The sequence below is a fragment of the Salisediminibacterium beveridgei genome, assembly GCF_001721685.1.
Lineage (GTDB): Bacteria > Bacillota > Bacilli > Bacillales > Salisediminibacteriaceae > Salisediminibacterium > Salisediminibacterium beveridgei.
Map to the genome: position 1 here is coordinate 1,655,482 of NZ_CP012502.1, position 18,049 is coordinate 1,673,530.

At 40.7% G+C, this 18,049-nt stretch carries 13 protein-coding genes; all 13 read left to right on the forward strand.

What is annotated here, in order from left to right; genetic code table 11:
• The first annotated feature begins 170 nt into the window (after window positions 1-170).
• Window positions 171-1,379, forward strand: a complete 1,209-nt coding sequence (locus BBEV_RS07750) for a M24 family metallopeptidase (RefSeq protein WP_069364945.1) — start codon at window positions 171-173, stop codon at window positions 1,377-1,379.
• A 102-nt stretch (window positions 1,380-1,481) separates the two neighbouring features.
• Window positions 1,482-2,678: a cystathionine gamma-synthase family protein gene (locus tag BBEV_RS07755; protein WP_069364946.1), complete on the forward strand. Its 1,197-nt coding sequence runs from the start codon at window positions 1,482-1,484 to the stop codon at window positions 2,676-2,678.
• 44 nt (window positions 2,679-2,722) lie between these two features.
• On the forward strand, window positions 2,723-3,769 hold the full coding sequence (locus BBEV_RS07760; protein WP_069364947.1) for a homoserine dehydrogenase: 1,047 nt from the start codon (window positions 2,723-2,725) through the stop codon (window positions 3,767-3,769).
• A 19-nt stretch (window positions 3,770-3,788) separates the two neighbouring features.
• The gene (locus tag BBEV_RS07765; RefSeq protein ID WP_069364948.1) at window positions 3,789-5,240 is read left to right on the forward strand and encodes an aldehyde dehydrogenase family protein; all 1,452 of its coding nucleotides are present in this window, start codon (window positions 3,789-3,791) and stop codon (window positions 5,238-5,240) included.
• A gap of 1,012 nt (window positions 5,241-6,252) precedes the next feature.
• Window positions 6,253-7,266: an ABC transporter ATP-binding protein gene (locus BBEV_RS07770; RefSeq protein ID WP_069364949.1), complete on the forward strand. Its 1,014-nt coding sequence runs from the start codon at window positions 6,253-6,255 to the stop codon at window positions 7,264-7,266.
• Complete coding sequence (locus BBEV_RS07775) at window positions 7,259-8,272, forward strand: ABC transporter ATP-binding protein (RefSeq protein ID WP_069364950.1); 1,014 nt, start codon at window positions 7,259-7,261, stop codon at window positions 8,270-8,272. Before BBEV_RS07770 ends, BBEV_RS07775 begins: the two co-directional genes overlap by 8 nt.
• 30 nt (window positions 8,273-8,302) lie before the next feature.
• The gene (locus tag BBEV_RS07780; protein ID WP_069364951.1) at window positions 8,303-10,006 is read left to right on the forward strand and encodes an ABC transporter substrate-binding protein; all 1,704 of its coding nucleotides are present in this window, start codon (window positions 8,303-8,305) and stop codon (window positions 10,004-10,006) included.
• 83 nt (window positions 10,007-10,089) lie between these two features.
• On the forward strand, window positions 10,090-11,091 hold the full coding sequence (locus BBEV_RS07785; RefSeq protein ID WP_069364952.1) for an ABC transporter permease: 1,002 nt from the start codon (window positions 10,090-10,092) through the stop codon (window positions 11,089-11,091).
• A gap of 44 nt (window positions 11,092-11,135) precedes the next feature.
• Window positions 11,136-12,020: a nickel transporter permease gene (gene nikC / locus BBEV_RS07790; RefSeq protein ID WP_069366656.1), complete on the forward strand. Its 885-nt coding sequence runs from the start codon at window positions 11,136-11,138 to the stop codon at window positions 12,018-12,020.
• Window positions 12,021-12,131: 111 nt separating this feature from the next.
• Entirely contained in the window at window positions 12,132-13,565 is a 1,434-nt protein-coding gene (locus BBEV_RS07795) for an MDR family MFS transporter (RefSeq protein WP_069364953.1), read from the forward strand.
• Window positions 13,566-13,640: 75 nt separating this feature from the next.
• Complete coding sequence (locus tag BBEV_RS07800; RefSeq protein ID WP_069364954.1) at window positions 13,641-14,030, forward strand: hypothetical protein; 390 nt, start codon at window positions 13,641-13,643, stop codon at window positions 14,028-14,030.
• Window positions 14,031-14,180: 150 nt separating this feature from the next.
• Window positions 14,181-15,338, forward strand: coding sequence for a methionine gamma-lyase (gene megL / locus BBEV_RS07805; RefSeq protein ID WP_232318285.1), 1,158 nt, complete (start codon window positions 14,181-14,183; stop codon window positions 15,336-15,338).
• Between the two features lie 129 nt (window positions 15,339-15,467).
• Window positions 15,468-18,044 (forward strand): EAL domain-containing protein, encoded by a 2,577-nt coding sequence (locus tag BBEV_RS07810; protein WP_069364956.1) that lies wholly within the window; start codon window positions 15,468-15,470, stop codon window positions 18,042-18,044.
• Window positions 18,045-18,049 lie beyond the last annotated feature (5 nt).

Here is an 18,049-nt window from a genome sequence, read left to right on the forward strand (position 1 = left end):
GGAAGTGATTTTTCTCTTAATCCAAGTTAAAAATATATTAACAGTAGTAAAGTGTATTAAAAAACAAAATAAATTTCATACACTTTGTACATTACATAACACATAGAATTTACATATACTGAAATTAACACATCATAGACTGAATATTCAGAAAAAGAGAGGTGAAGAGCATGCTGCCGTTTGATATTTTGGAGTATCAGGAACGCTTGGAGAAAACAAAGAGTAAAATGAATGAAAAGGGGATTGAGGTATTATTGATAACAGATCCTGCGAACATGAACTATTTAACAGGATACGATGCATGGTCATTTTATGTTCATCAAATGGTGGCCATTGTTATTGATGAACCACAGCCTTTTTGGTTGGGCCGGTTTCAGGATGCCAATGGAGCGAAAGCAACAACATGGATTTATGACGGAAATGTGATTGCTTATCCTGATTATTATGTTCATTCTGACACGTATCATCCAATGGATTTCATAGGAGAAATCTTAAGTCAAATTGGCCAAGGTAACCGGAATGTTGGTGTGGAGATGGATAACTATTATTTCTCCGCAAAGGCATTGGAAAGATTAAAAAGGGCAATGCCAAATGCCACTTTTAAAGATGGGGATCTGTTAGTGAACCATGTGAGAATCGTTAAATCCGATCAGGAAATTGAATATATGAATCGTGCAGCAGTTATCGCTGATCAAGCAATGTTCCGCGGGATCGATAGTATTAGAGCGGGTGTTCGCGAGTGTGATGTTGCGGCTACTATTTATTATTATTTAATTTCCGGCACAGAGGAGTATGGTGGTGGATATCCATCGATTGTGCCTTTATTACCATCAGGAAAAAATTCTGGCATCCCTCATTTAACCTGGACAGATCGAAAGTATCAGGAAGGTGATATGGCACTTGTTGAACTGGCTGGCTGCTATCAGCGTTATCATGTTCCACTGGCTCGAACCGTCAGCATCGGTCAACCTTCTGAAAAAATGAATTCATTAACGTCCATTGTAGTTGAAGGAGTCAATGAAGTATTAGAAGCAGCAAAGCCTGGCTTAACATGCGGTGATCTGGAAGAAGTTTGGCGCAAAAGCATTGGTCGCTATGGGATAGAAAAAGAAGCACGTCTTGGCTATTCGGTAGGTCTTGGCTATCCTCCCGATTGGGGAGAGCATACGGCGAGCATTCGAAAAGGGGATCCAACTATTTTAAAACCTAACATGACTTTCCATCTTATTCCTGCATTATGGTTTGAAAATTACGGGATTGAAATAACAGAAACGTTTAAAATTACAGATAAGGGCAGTGAAACTTTCACTAAATATCCAAGGGAGCTGACGGTAAAGCATCCCTATATTTTCAACCAACACGAAGGAGAAATTTCATAATCACTATTAGATCGGAAATAGTATATAAAAGATATCAATAGCTCTAAAAGGTTTTACAGCGGGGTTTAAGATAATTTCGATCACGAAACAGGAGGCGTTTATATGAATGAACCAAGAATGTCCACAAAAGCAATTTGGGCCGGCGAAAGTGATTATTTAGCATTTGGTGCTACGCAAGTTCCTGTCGTTCACAGTGTTTCGTATGGATATGACAATATGGATGAATGGTATGAGGTAGCGATTGGGAATAAAAAAGGTCATATATACGGAAGAAATACTAATCCAACTGTAGAAGCATTTGAAGATAAAATTCGTCTGCTAGAAGGTGCAGAAGCAGCCACGAGCTTTTCAACTGGAATGGCAGCAATCAGTAATACGTTGGGAACATTTTTATTCCCTGGTGATAGAGTTGTATCCATTAAAGATACGTATGGGGGAACGAACAAAATTTTCACAGAGTTTTTACCGAAGCAACATGTCGATGTCATTCTTTGTGAAACCGGCAATCATGAAGCAATCGAAGAAGAAATTGCTAAAGGATGCCAGGTATTGTATTTAGAAACACCGACGAATCCAACAGTCAAAATCACTGATATTACTCGGATGGTGAGAGCCGGTAAAGCAGCAGGTGCAATTGTGATTGTAGACAATACCTTTGCTACTCCCATTAATCAGAACCCTCTGGAACTGGGTGTTGACTTAGTTATTCATAGTGCAACGAAATTCTTAGGAGGGCATGCTGATGCTTTGGGTGGAGCGCTTTGTGGCTCCAAAGAGCTGGTTGAAAAAGTTTATCATTACAGAGAAATTAACGGGGCAACTCTCGATCCAATGTCAGCCTATTTACTTTTACGTGGTATGAAGACGTTGAAGCTTCGAGTCGATAAACAAAATGAAAATGCGATGAAAGTAGCGGAACATCTTAAAACAATCGATGGAGTCGAATCCGTTTTCTATCCGGGTCTTACAGAACATCCAGGACATGACATTGCTAAACAACAAATGCGTGGATTTGGAGGTATGTTAAGTTTCTCAGTAAAAGGCGGTGTTGATACAGTTCGTCATTTACTTCCAAAACTGAAATACGCCAACAGAGCAGCTAACTTAGGTGCAGTGGAAACAATTGTAGGACCATCTCGGACAACGAGTCACGTAGAATGTACCCCTGAGGAACGAGCGGCCATGGGCATTCCGGAAGGTCTGATCCGTTATTCAGCAGGTATAGAGGATATAGAAGATCTGATTGAAGATTTAGATCAAGCCTTTCATGCCCTTCCAGAACACTTATTTGCAAGGTGATATTGAATTCACAATGATTTGCTTACGTATTTGGAGGTGAGTATATGAAAATAGCTTTTATTGGCTTTGGTGGTGTCGGTCAAGCATTGGTGAAAATACTTCGTGATCGCCGGCAAAAGTTAGCAGATGATTATGATATGAATGCAACGATTGTCGCTGTTTCAGATATCATGAAAGGCTCAGTGTATGACCCAAATGGATTAGATGAGGATCATTTGCTTGATACGATAGCAGAGTATAATCATCTGGATTATTATCCAGATACGGCTTCATCCATTAAAGGTTGGGATAGTTTAAAGACCATTAAACAATCGAACGCTGATGTAATCATAGAAGTGACATTCACGGATGTGAAAACAGGACAACCGGCAATCGATCATTGCCGGATGGCTTTTGAAAATAACAAAAGTATTGTGACGACAAACAAAGGACCAGTAGCGTTAGCTTTTCAAGAATTGTCACAAGTAGCAAAAAAACAGAACGTATACTGGGGATTTGAAGGGACTGTTATGAGTGGCACCCCTGCTCTTCGACTTCCATTTACAACGTTAGCAGGTAATGAAATAACTGAAATTAAAGGAATATTAAACGGAACAACTAATTTCATGCTCACAGAGATGGAAAAGGGTTTGAGCTATCAGGATGCTTTAGCGCTTGCGCAAACTAATGGTTATGCAGAGGCGGATCCTACAAATGATGTAGAAGGATTTGATGCCAGATATAAGACTGTCATACTATCAAATGTTGTCATGAATGCACCGATGAAACCAGATGATGTAATGTGTGAGGGTATTTCAGGATTAACGTTGAATGATTTGGAAATAGCAATTGAAAATGATCAACGGTGGAGACTGGTGGCGAGAATAAAAAAAGAAGGGCAATCAGTGACAGCTTCTGTTAAGCCGGAATTACTGCATAAAAACGACCCGTTAGCTACCGTCATGGGTTCAACGAATGCAATTGTATATGATTGTGATTTAGCGGGCCCTGTCATGCTGACAGGAGCAGGTGCAGGATTAATGGAAACCGGTTATTCCTTGTTGATCGATTTAATTCACTACCAAAAGGATAAAGTGATGATGAAACAATAAGAAAGGTGGTGCATTCCAGATGCAAACAAAAGTGCGCAGAGAACAAATGCTCATTGCAGGAGATTGGATATACGCAGAAAAAACCTTTCAAGTGAAAGATCCACAAAATAATCAAGTCATTGCAAATGTCCCGTCAGCATCGGTTGAAGATATGATTTACGCAATTGAACAAGCTGAGTCGGCATTTCGTCATCTTTCATCCTGGCCAACCCATGAAAGAATCCTTGTATTAAATCTGGCAGCGGACTATATTGAAGAATACTTTGAGATGTTTTCCGAGACGATTGCCACAGAAGGAAGTAAGACCATTACGGAAGCTCGCGGAGAAGTGAAAAGAACGATTCAAACAATTCGTATAAGTGCAGAAGAAGCAAGACGATTAAAAGGGGAAACGATTAATTTTGACCAAAAAGAAGGAAGTGAGAATCGGGTTGGCTATGAGTATCGTTTTCCAATTGGCGTGATTGGTGCGATTACACCTTTTAATGATCCACTTAATTTAGTGGCTCATAAAATTGGTCCAGCTCTTGCAGCAGGAAATCCGGTTATCATCAAGCCAGCTTCCATGACACCATTGAGTGCTCTATTATTAGCGAAAGCTTTCACTCATGCAGGTGTACCAAAAGGATTCCTGTCAGTCATTACCGGAGCGGGTCGAGAAATTGGAGAACCGTTGGTAACCAGTAAAGCAGTGAAAATGATTACATTCACTGGTGGAATAAGTGCCGGAGAAAAAATTGCAAAACAGGCAGGAATAAAGAAAATCAGCATGGAGCTTGGTTCTAATTCACCTGTGATTGTTTTGAAGGATGCTTGCCTGTCCGAGGCTGTATCGTCTTCGGTTTCAGGAGCATTTGCAGCTGCAGGTCAAAACTGTATTGGAGTTCAACGGATCTTCGTGGAATCACCAGTGTACAATGACTTTCTTCAGTCGTTTATTGAAAGAACACAAGAGTTACAAGTGGGCGATAAAATGTCAGAATGGACCGACATGGGTCCAATGATTCATGAAAAAGAAGCTATACGAGTAGAAGAATGGATTCAAGAAGCGGTATACGAAGGAGCTGTGATCGAGGCAGGTGGAAATAGAGATGGTGCTTTTGTTGAGCCGACTGTTTTAACAAATGTATCTCATGAATCGAAAATTTATAAAGAAGAAATTTTCGGACCGGTTGTGATTATTGAATCGGTGACAGAACTTCAAGAGGCAGTTAAATTAGCTAATGATGTTGATTACGGATTGCAAGCAGGTATTTTCACAAAAAATGTAGATCACGCCTTTTATGCGATTCAGCACCTTCATGTTGGAGGAGTAATGGTGAATGACAGCAGTGATTACAGAATAGATGAAATGCCTTTCGGTGGAGTTAAAGGTTCTGGGTTAGGAAGAGAAGGTGTACGTCACGCAATGAAAGAGATGAGTGACCAAAAAGTGGTCTGTTTCAAAATCACTAACATGTTGGGCGCATAAAAAGATACCTGGTTAAAGACTATCACCACATATGCGATGGTGGTAGTCTTTTCGTTTGGGGCTATTATGTTAGAAAAACAGGTATTGTTGGTATTGGGAGCAAAGAATATAAACGAATTTATCCATAAACTTTCAAGTTCAGGTAGGTAAAGAAATTATACTAAAGAAGTGCCGACGGAATCGCGAAACTCATGCGGTAAAGGATTCCCGGCAGCTTCTCAGCTGAGAGCAAAGCTATGCAGGCAGCACCTTTGCTATACAAACCATGTTATTCAGTACCCTCTGACTATTGACCGGGTCATGGCGAATCATACAGGAATATCATTGGGGATAGAAAAAAGTGGTTCACTTCTATCAAGTTCTTCAGACAATCTTTCAAAATCTGAATGGTTGCAGTTTTAAGAACTTCTATTCATAAAAATCTTTACTGTTTATGACTTCCATTCTAATCATTCTGAAGTAAACAAGTTTTGAATAGTATAAAACATTCATCACAACCGAAAAGAATACCTAAGATCATACATTTAAAAGCATGGATATAATAATATTTTTATAAATATACTATTCAGCAGTGCGGTATTATCATTGTTCTACTAGCAACATTCTTTTGGAATTTACTGACTAACAATTTTAAAGCAAAATGATTCTCGAGATTTTCAATACAAAGTGTCCCTTGGAATTAACATAATATTGTGAGTTCAAGAGAGTTGAATGAAATTGAATGAAAAATCCTTCGATTACCCTTCTCATTCTTCTGGTTTTTAAAAAAGGAATCTTAGTGGCGCTTATACTCTCGTTCTTTACTGACGCTAAACGATATTCGATTACAAGAAAAATTTTTCTTAAAAATGTAGTAATGACAAGTAATTTTAATGAATTTGAAAAAATATTGAAATAATTTTATTGCTTTATTTTATGAAACGTAGTATTTTTATACATGTAAGAAGATTTCTGAATATTACCATTCCTTTTTGGTAGTAAAGCACTAAATAACGGAAATGTGGAGGTTCTTATGGATAAACCTGTACTCGAAGTGAATCATTTGCATACGTACTTCTTTACAGATAGTGGCGTGGTTCCAGCTGTAGAAGATGTTTCGTTTCATATTAATAAAGGAGAAGTTCTGGGCATTGTTGGAGAATCAGGGTGTGGGAAAAGTGTTACGTCTCTTTCTGTCATGGGACTCGTGCCGAGTCCACCAGGGAAAATTGTTGACGGGGAAATAATTTATCGAGGATCTGGCAATATAGATACCGAAGAAGATCTGGTAAAGGTTACACCCAAAAGAATAAGACAAATACGCGGTAATAAGATCGCGATGATATTTCAAGAACCGATGACGTCTTTGGATCCACTGTTTAGCATTGGCAATCAAATCAGTGAAGCATTGTTCAATCATACGACACTTTCGAAACAAGAAGCACGACAAAAATCGATTGGCATGCTGAAATTGGTAGGTATTCCTCGCGCGGAAGCTATTGTCGATGAATATCCGCATCAGCTTTCAGGTGGAATGAGACAACGGGTGATGATTGCGATTGCTATGTCCTGTGATCCTGAGATTCTAATTGCTGATGAACCAACAACAGCTTTGGATGTAACAATACAAGCCCAGATCCTTGAAATCATGAAAAGACTCAATAAAGAGCAGGGAACAGCAATCATGCTGATCACACACGATCTTGGAGTTGTTGCCGAGATCTGCGACAGAGTGAGTGTGATGTATGCCGGCCAAGTCGTTGAAGAGGCGGATGTCCGTACAATTCTGAAAGAACCGAAACATCCGTATACCCAAGGCCTGATTAAATCACTTCCTAAAATCTACGGTCGTGAAAAACGTTTATACTCTATACCTGGAAACGTCCCTAAACCAGGCTCAATCCAAAATGGCTGTCGTTTTGCTGACAGATGTCCAGAAGTATTTGACCGGTGTCGGCAAGAATCACCGGAACTCTTGTCGATAGGGGAAGGTCATCAGTGCCGCTGCTTTCTTTATGCTCGAAAGGAGGAGGTAGATCATGTCTGAAGCTCTTCTCGAAGTCAGAGGGTTAAAAAAATACTTTGATGTAACTGGAGGCGTATTTTCTAAAAAAGTAGGCGAAGTAAAGGCGGTAGACGATGTCTCTTTTACTGTAAAAGAAGGAGAAGTGCTGGGAATCGTCGGCGAATCCGGATGTGGGAAATCCACTACAGGAAAAGCCTTGCTTCGATTAATCGAACCGACTGCAGGGAGTGTCTTTTTTAAAGGGCAGGATATCACATTATTATCAGACGAAGAAATGCGAAAAACACGTCGTGATATGCAAATCATCTTTCAGGATCCCTATGCATCTCTGAACCCTCGACACAAAATTGCTAAAATACTCAGTGAACCGCTCATAGTTCACGGCATTGGCGACAGTAAAGAACGGATGAAAATCGTCAAGGAGATTCTCGAAATTGTCGGCTTACCCGGGGATAATGCTGCGAAATACCCGCATCAGTTCAGCGGTGGACAGCGTCAGCGTATTGGTATTGCACGTGCTTTAATTGTAAATCCGAAATTGGTGATCTGTGATGAACCGGTATCTGCACTTGACGTATCCATTCAATCTCAGATTCTGAATCTGATGGAAGATCTTAAAGATAAATTCGGATTAACCTACGTATTTATTGCCCACGATTTAAGTGTCGTGAAACATATCAGTGACAGAGTGGGCGTGATGTACCTTGGCAGGATGGTTGAACTGACGGAAAATGAATCTCTCTATGGTGAACCACTTCATCCCTATACCCGTTCACTACTTTCTGCTGTACCCGACCCGGACCCGGATCGGAAACAGGAAAGAGTGATTTTGAAGGGTGATGTACCCAGTCCTTCAAATCCACCAAATGGCTGTGCGTTTCACACCAGATGTCCGGATTGCATGGATATCTGTAAAGAGGTCAGACCGTCTTTCAATGAAGTTTTGGTTAACCACTTTGTTGCCTGTCATCTGTATGAGGAGGATGGAAAGCCTGTCCCACCTGAACAGTTTAAGGCGACGAAATAAAATATTGAAAAAGAAGAAGGGGGAAACATGATGAAGAAAGGCTTAGGTTTGCTATTGCTCTCACTGCTCCTCGTTTTAGTGCTCGCTGCTTGTGGCGGAAACAACAATACGGAGAACGCAGATGAGGGGAATGCCGGAGGAAACACAGAGAACAATGAAGGAAATGACAACAACGAGAATAATAACAACAATGAGGGAGAGGAGCAGACGGCTTCCGGAGATCAAACGTTGATCTTCGCACGAGGTGGCGACTCAGTCAGTCTTGACTATGCCAGCGTAACGGACGGGGAATCCTCCCGTGTAACCGAACAGATTTATGAATCTTTGATTCAATTTGATGACGATTCGTTTGAAATTGGTCCAGGCCTTGCTCACGATTGGGAAATCAGTGATGATAATCTTGTATTCACATTCCATTTACGTGAAGGTGTTGAATTTCACGATGGAACGGAATTTAATGCGGATGCCGTGAAGCTTAATTTCGAGCGTTGGGCAGATCCGGATCATGAGTATCATTTTGCTGATGAAGGCTATACGTACAGTGTTTATGGTACACAATTCGGTGGATTCGCCGGCGACGACGGCCATGTCATTGATGAGATCAATGTAGTAGATGATTACACAGTTGAATTTGTCTTGAATGAACCATTGGGTTCTTTCCTTCAGAACATGGGGATGAGTTACTTTTCCATGACATCTCCGGCTGCTTTTGAAGAGTACGGCGCATCGATTAACGAAAATCCTGTAGGAACCGGTCCATTTAAGTTTGTCAGCTGGACGCGTGACGATAGTATTGAACTTGAGAAGAATGAAAACTATTGGATGGAAGACTATCCGAAACTTGATAGTGTTATTTTTCAGGTCATCCCTGATAACTCCGCACGATTAACAGCTCTTCGTTCAGGCGAAATTGATATTATGGATGGTCTGAACCCTGATGATGTGGATATGATCGAAGGCGAAGAAGGATTAACCGTTTTTGAACGAACGGAAAATAACATTGGGTATCTTGGTTTTAACATGGACAAAGAGCCTTTTGATGATCCTTTGGTACGACAGGCTCTGAACCATGCAGTGGATAAAGAAGCCTTAAATACAATTCTTTATGCTGGTCTTGCACAGCATGCAAAGAATATCATTCCTCCATCCTATCTTGGCTACAATGATGATGTAGAAGAGTACAGCTACGATCCAGACCGCGCGAGAGAACTTCTTGAAGAAGCAGGATTTGTTGATGACCTTGAATTTGACCTGTGGACCATGCCGGTAGCAAGACCTTACATGCCGGACCCTGAAAGTGCTGCAGAAGTGCTTCAGCAGGACTTTGCAAATGTCGGCGTTACGGCAAACATCGTGACACAGGAATGGGCAACATATCTCGAATTGACTGAACAAGGTGAACAAGACGTGTTTATGCTCGGCTGGTCTGGTGTCAATGGGGACCCGGATTACTTCTTCGGAAACCTGTTACACGGCGATGCTATACCAGGCGGTAACCGTACGTTCTACAGTAATGATGAGGTGAATAGCCTGTTCGATCAGGCGAAGGTCATCGTCGATGTAGATGAGCGAGCTGAACTTTATGAAGAGGCGCAACTCCTGATTCATGAAGACGCTCCTATGATTCCTTTGGTGCATACACGCCCTGTTCTAGCAGGTAATGACCGGGTTATGAATTATGTTCCTCATCCATCTACAAGTGAACCGTTAACTTATGTTGAATTGGCTGAATAAATGATTCTTTCAGGGGCACGATTTAAGTCGTTGCCCCTGAGCATTACATATCCTATTGATTTATGGAGTGAGAGGTGGATACCATGCTTGCTTATACCATTCGGAGACTCCTGATGCTGATACCGGTTTTGATCGGGATGTCACTGATCACATTTTCGATTGTGCATCTGATTCCCGGCAATCCGGCCCAGGTTATTCTTGGCGAGCAGGCGACTCCCCAGGCGATTGCCAGTCTCGAAGAACAGCTCGGATTAAATGAACCGTATTTCATTCAGTATGGTAATTACATGTTGGGGCTGGTTCAAGGTGATTTAGGAACATCATTGCGCACCAATGGTGAAATCAGTAAAGAAATCCTGCCTTTTTTGGCTGGAACAATTGAGTTAACAATTTTTGCGATGATTTTTGCGATTATTGTTGGGGTTAACGCAGGGATCATCAGTGCATGGAAGCAGAATTCATTGTTTGATTATGTTGCGATGGTGATTGCTTTAATCGGAGTTTCTATGCCAATCTTTTGGCTGGGATTGATGCAGCAATGGATTTTCGCACAGGAACTTGGCTGGTTACCTGCTTTCGGTCGGCATAACCCCAGAGACCCCGTGGATGCAATAACGAATTTTTATTTAGTGGATACGTTACTGAATGGAAATATTGATCAATTTTGGACTGTTCTCAGACATTTGATTTTGCCAGGATTGGCGCTTGGTACAATACCGATGGCGATCATTGCAAGAATGACAAGGTCAAGCATGCTTGAGGTACTGCGATCTGATTATATTCGAACCGTTGAAGCTAAAGGGTCTAGGCGTTTAAGCGTGATATATAAGCACGGTTTTAAGAACGCAGTCATACCCGTCTTAACAGTGGTAGGCTTACAAACAGGAACTCTTCTTGGCGGTGCGATTCTGACTGAAACCATATTCAGTTGGCCAGGGGTCGGGCGTTATGTGTATGAGGCAATTGGAAATCGTGATTATCCTGTTATTCAGTCCGGCATTCTCGTTATTGCAACGATGTTTGTATTAATCAACCTGATCGTGGATTTGTTATACAGCTATATTGATCCACGAATCAAGTATTGAGGGGGCTGATGACGATGAACGAACAGGAATCGATTAAGAATCCCATGCCGGGACCTGAAAAACCTGAAATGAATATGCCTAATGAAGCCGTTTCCCCCTGGAAAGAAGCGTATTGGCAACTTCGAAAAAACAAATTGGCTATTGTCGGATTCTTTATAATTCTGTTTTTTATTCTGATGGCTATTTTTGCACCAATACTTACGAGACAGTCTTTCGAAACGATGGATGCTAGTGTCAGGCTGCAACCACCTTCTTCGGAACACTGGTTCGGAACCGATTATTCTGGACGTGATATGTTTACAAGGATTGTATATGGCGCCCGTGTATCCCTGATGGTAGGTTTCTTTGCAGTAACAGGAGCATTAGTGTTCGGTTCTTTCCTCGGCGTTATTTCCGGCTATTTCGGGCGCTGGGTCGATATGATTATTTCGCGTGTCTTCGACATTATGCTTGCTTTTCCGAGTATTCTTCTGGCGATTGCGATTGTGGCAATTCTTGGTCCTTCCCTTCAAAATGCATTGATTGCGATCGCGATAATCAATATCCCGATTTTCGGAAGACTGGTTCGATCAAAAGTTATATCCATTCGTGAAGAGGAATATATTATGGCTGCAAAAGCTCAAGGAATGAAAAATGGAAGAATACTGTTTCACCATGTATTACCGAACAGTATTGCTCCGATCATTGTTCAGACCACTCTCGGCTTTGGCACCGCAATTCTTGAAGCGGCGGCGCTCGGATTTTTGGGCCTTGGTGCTCAGCCGCCGACTCCCGAATGGGGAAGAATGCTGTCTGAATCCAGACAGTACATTCAATCTGCTCCATGGACAGTATTGTTTCCCGGTATATCCATTATGCTCGTGGTGCTCGGGTTCAATATGATTGGTGATGGATTACGAGATGCATTGGATCCAAAAATGAAAAGCTGATATCCCCCCCCTTTCATACCGAGAGGGGGATTTTGATTTGTACTTGAAGAGTGGCCTGAATCCTGTATAATAACCATTTAGTGCAACAAATAAATAGTGGAGCGATGAATTATGAATTCAGAACAATCGTATAATAAAATTTTGATTGCAGGACTCTTATTATCAGGATCATTTATAGCAGTGCTGAACCAGACTTTAATGATCACAGCTATCCCTCCTATCATGCAGGAAATGGGTATTACTGCGAATACTGCACAGTGGTTGACCACGGTTTTCATGCTGATCAGTGGCATTATGATCCCAATTTCAGCTTTTTTTATTGAAAAATTTACAACCAGACAAATTTTTTTAACAGCAATGACTGTATTTACCCTTGGAACGGCAGTCAGCGCGTTTGCTACTGGTTTTCCGCTTCTGATTACAGGAAGAGTCATTCAATCCATTGGTGCCGGAGTTATGCTTCCCCTGATGCAAACAGTATTTTTAATGATTTTCCCAGTTGAAAGAAGAGGCGCGGCGATGGGCTACATTGGTCTTGTGATATCGTTTGCTCCGGCCATCGGACCAACCTTGTCTGGGTATGTGACTTCTAACTATGAATGGCGTTTTTTATTTATTGGAATTTTACCTCTGGCATTGATCATGCTTGTGCTTGCATATTTTAAGATGGTCAATGTGACAGAGCTGAAGCATCCCAAAGTGGATCCCAAATCAATTATTTTGTCCACTTTGGGATTTGGAGGACTTCTTTACGGTTTTACCAGTGCTGGTAACAACGGATGGCTTCATCCAATCACATTGATTGTATTAGCAATTGGCACCATAACTGTCATTCTGTTTATACGAAGACAGCTTTGGATGGCACATCCGATGCTTGAATTCCGGGTATTCAGAGCAAAGGTCTTCACAATCAGTACAATTATTACGGCAATAGGATTTACCGGACTTATTGGTCTTGAAACATTGATTCCGCTTTATATGCAAAATATGAGAAGTTTTACAGCAATGGAAGCAGGGATTGTATTGTTCCCTGGAGCTTTAATTGCCGGATTAATGGCACCCATTACAGGGCGTATCTTTGATAAAATAGGCGCACGAATGCTGGCCATTCCTGGATTGATTATCATGATTGTGTCTACATTTGCTTTTCTATTCATTGATACGGAAACTTCCATGCTCTATTTGAGTATCATGTATGCCATTCGGATGTTCGGATTCTCAATGGTGATGATGCCGGTTAATACTGCAGGTCTCAATCAAATGCCTAAAAAACTGATTCCTCACGGAGCCGCAGTGACAAACACCATACGGCAGCTCTCTGCATCCATCGGAACAGCGATGCTTGTGACTGTTATGACGACTACTGAATTACTGACTGATCAAGCCGGATCAGTTGCCAGACCGGATATTCTCGGGGCAGTGGTATCATTTGGCTTAATTGGTTTGATTACGGTTCTTGCTTTTGTTCTGTCGTTTAAAATCAAAAAAACCTATCCGCCAACCGATGACGAATGGGATGAATTTGTACAAGATAAAAACAACTAGTGCATAATATTTGTTATATTAAATGATATTCATTTATGATAAACTCATGATGATTATGAAATGAGGGAGATCATTATGAAGATCTATGTCGTGCGTGAAAACCGGATCGCTTTGATCAATCAGCATGAAACAGTTTTACAAGATATGATGCATCAAGCATCAAACTGTATGGTGATAAAAATGAATGAACATGTCAATGAAGTTGGACCGATCAGGCCTTTTCGCGGGAACAGGGACGTTTTGACACTGATGGTGAACGGAGAAATTTTACATGATCCTGCTCCATATCATAATCCTGATCAGGTTTTGGAATATCCAAGAATGACGTTTGCTCCTGATCGTGCTGCTTTGAAGAAAGCGTACGATTTTCAAACACTTTTAAACTATTTAAGCCGTGAAGATTATCGACAAGTCAATGAACGTGATTTTCATTTGAAGCTGCTTGAACAACAGGCGAATCTCTAACTTTATTGCAAATCAAAACTGCCGGCCGGCAGTTTTTTTGTTTTGATTTTCATGTCTATAAGACAAAAAGGAAGATCAAGGGTATAATGTATATGAAAGCGCTTAATATATTGGAGGTATCATACAATGACGAGGCATATTGAAACGAAAATGATTCACAGTCATTTTAATCGAAAACAGCATGAAGGCAGTCTTTCACATCCCTTATATCAGACATCCACATTTGTATTTGATAGTGCAGAACAAGGGGAAGCGCGTTTTGCGGGAGATGAATCAGGCTATATGTATTCACGCCTTGGAAATCCGACAGTCAATGAATTGGAAACAAAAATGGCTGACTTGGAGGATGGGGAAGCTGCGGTTGCATTTGGCTCAGGAATGGGAGCGGTAACCGGAGTTCTGATGCATTTATTAAACAGTAGCGATCATGTACTCGTAACTGAAGGTGTTTATGGATGTACGTATGGCTTTTTGGAATTGTTCCAGGATAAATACGGCATTCAATATGATTTAATTGCTATGGACAATGAAGCACAATTAAAGAAATACTTGCGTCCTGAAACAAAAGTACTTTATGTGGAAACCCCAATCAATCCAACAATGAAGTTAGTAGATCTTACTATGGTTATAGAGTTTGCAAAAGAGAACGGTTTAAAAGTTGTCGTGGATAACACATTTTCATCACCATACTTACAAAAACCGATTACGTTAGGTGCGGATTTTGTTGTGCATAGTGCTACAAAATATATCGGAGGTCATGGGGATGTAATTGCAGGGGTAGCCATCGGCCCTGAAGAAGAAATGAGAACGATCCGTATGACTTCATTAAAAGATGTGGGCGCAGTACTGGGTGCTTTTGATGCGTGGCTGCTTTTGAGAGGTCTGAAAACGTTGGCTGTTCGCATGGATCGTCATTGTGATAATGCGGAGCTTATTTTTAATCAATTAAAAGATTCACGATTTATAGAGGATATTATTTATCCAGGTGATGAGAACTATAAGCAATACGACATCGCCAGAAATCAGATGAAAAAACCAGGAGGAATGATCAGTTTCGAAATCAAAGGTGGGAAAACTGCAGCTCAGCGTTTTCTGAATGAATTGAAACTATGTAAAGTAGCCGTGAGTCTTGGCGATACAGAAACTCTGATTCAGCATCCAGCGTCAATGACGCATGCTGTTGTTCCTGCAGAAAACAGAATGAAAATGGGTATTCGAGATTCTCTCTTAAGGATATCGGTTGGACTGGAGCATCATGAAGATATCTGGGCCGATATTCATCAAGCTTTGGAAAAGTCTGCTGAATGAAATGGGACGGGTTAACCGAATATCATTCAAGCACTTTCCTCGAAAGATATTGGTGAATTAATTTGTTATAATCAGGTATCGATTCCTTATTGAGCCATTATCGATATATTTGAATTGGAGGCGTTTGGCATGATGAATCCGGAAAATATGATTGATTCAGAACTTTATCAAGAATTTGTCGAACAGTCTTCTGATTTAATTCAGTGTGTTAATCGCGAAGGGGAACTAATTTACGTGAATCAGGCATGGGTGGATACCCTTGGATACTCGAAACGGGAAGCAGATCGGATGAAAGTGGATAATATTTTTCACCCAGATGAAAAAAATCACTGTCGACGTATTTTCAAAAAGGTAATTGCAGGGCTTTCTGTTGGAAAAGTCGATGTTGTTTTTGTTTCGAAAGGTGGAGAGAATGTCTATTTGGAGGGCGTAATTAACAGTAAATGGGATGATTCAGGCAATCCTTTATTTACACGAGGGTCGTTTCGAAATGTAACTGAACGAAAATTATTAGAAGAAAAAGCAGAAGCATTCCGCAATGAATTAATTGAATCTAATGAGCTTCACCGCTTATTAGCAGATGTGATTGCAAGTATTGTCGAATGGGATTTCAGTCATTTCGATGACAAAATAAATGAAGCGTTGAAGGATTTTGGCCGTTTTTTTTCTGTTGATCGCGCCTATATCTTTTCCTATGATTTTAATCTTCAGACAACATCCAATACTTATGAGTGGTGTGAGCAGGGGATCGAGCCTCAAATTCACATGTTGCAACATATCCCGCTTGAAGATATTCCTGAGTGGGTAAATGCTCATAAAAATGGAAAAGAAGTCTTGATTGAAAACGTTCTTGATTTGAATGAAGATGATAAGGTCCGTCAAATCCTTGAGCCACAAGGAGTTAAGAGTATCTTAACTGTTCCCATGTTGAAACAAGGAGTGTGTTATGGTTTTGTCGGATTTGAATCTGTTGTTGATTCCCATTCCTTTTCCGAAGTGGAAAAGAAATTTTTATTTCAGTTAGGCAATATTCTGTTGCATCTCCTTGAACGAAAAGATATGTATGACCGATTAACGCAGACGAATCATGAATTACAGATGATCATGGATACGCAGAGCGATCTTGTATGCAGGTTGAAGTCTGATTTTTCATTCTCATTTTATAATCGGGCATTTGCTCAAATGTTTAACCTGAATGAACAATCCCCATCAGATTCAGGAACATTCATGGACTATATTGCACCGGAGCACCTTGAACGTTTTGCACAATACCAATTGAAACTGTTTGAATCGGATGCACCGAAACCATTGAAAGTCCGTTCCACAAATGCAGAGGGTTTTGATGTCTGGATTGAATGGCATTTTTATATTATCAGTATGGTGGATGAACGGACATCCGAGTATATTTGTGTTGGATACGATATCACCGATAAAGAACAGCTTGAAAGCAGATTAAATTTTCTTGCTTATTTTGATCAATTAACAGGCTTATATAATCGACACGGATTTGAAAAAGCGCTGTTTTCAGGACAACATAAATCTGAAGGTCTGTTAATGATGTTTGATATAAAAGAGTTCAGACTGATTAATTCGATTTACGGCTCAGTATATGGAGACCGTATTCTTAAAGAAGTTGCGATATCACTGAATGCTATATTGGACTCAGACGCCATAAGGGCAAGACTTGCTGCTGATGAATTTATTATTTTTGTTCCATACGGACAACTCGCATATGCAAATGAATTGCTTAAAAAGATGAATAAAATGATGCAAAGGGCGTTCGAGCGTCAGCAGATTCCTTTAACGATCGATTTTTCGGGTGGTACTGTAAAGTGCTTGCCTTCTTCTACGACGTTTGACAGTGATTTACAAAAAGCAGGTATTGCTTTAAAAGCAGCTAAAGACTCAGATCAACATGATCTGCTGAAATTCGAACCTTGGATGTTTGAAAACATTGTCAGGGTCAATCAAATTCGAGAAGCATTTGAAGATGGCTTAATGAACGATGAGTTCAAAATGGTTTATCAACCACAAGTTTCTGCAGTTTCACAACATATTACCGGTGTTGAGGCACTGGCGAGATGGAACAGTGAGTCAATTGGTGTTGTAAGTCCGGATGAATTCATTGCCGTCTTCGGTAAAACGGATGCCATTGAGCGTTTTTCGCAATGGACTTTTGACCAGGTGTTCTCTGATTATATATCGTTAGAGAAAAAATACGGTGACAATATATCGCTTGCAATCAATGTTTCGCCAAGAATACTCTTTAAAAAGGGGTTCTGTGAATGGCTCCGTCGGAAAAGAGAGGACTATGGTATTGGTGATCACGTGGTGGTTTTGGAAATCTCGGAGGATCTGTTTTTGAAAGATTTTGAACAGGTAAATGAGATTTTACGTCAGTTGCGTAAACATGGCTTCGATATTGCATTGGATGACTTCGGTTCCGGCTATGCCTCTCTTCGGCATCTTCAGGAGATGGAGATTGATAAAGTAAAGGTGGATAAATCCATTACCAGTCAAATGCTGAAGGAAACAAAACACCAATCTCTCTTACAGTCAATTATCAGAATAGCGGAGGCATTTCGAATCACTCCGGTAATCGAAGGAGTTGAAGAATACGACCAGTATGCGTTTTTGAAAGATATGCCGAATGTTATTATGCAGGGATATTTCTTTTATCGCCCGGATGCACTGCATATAGATTGAGAGAA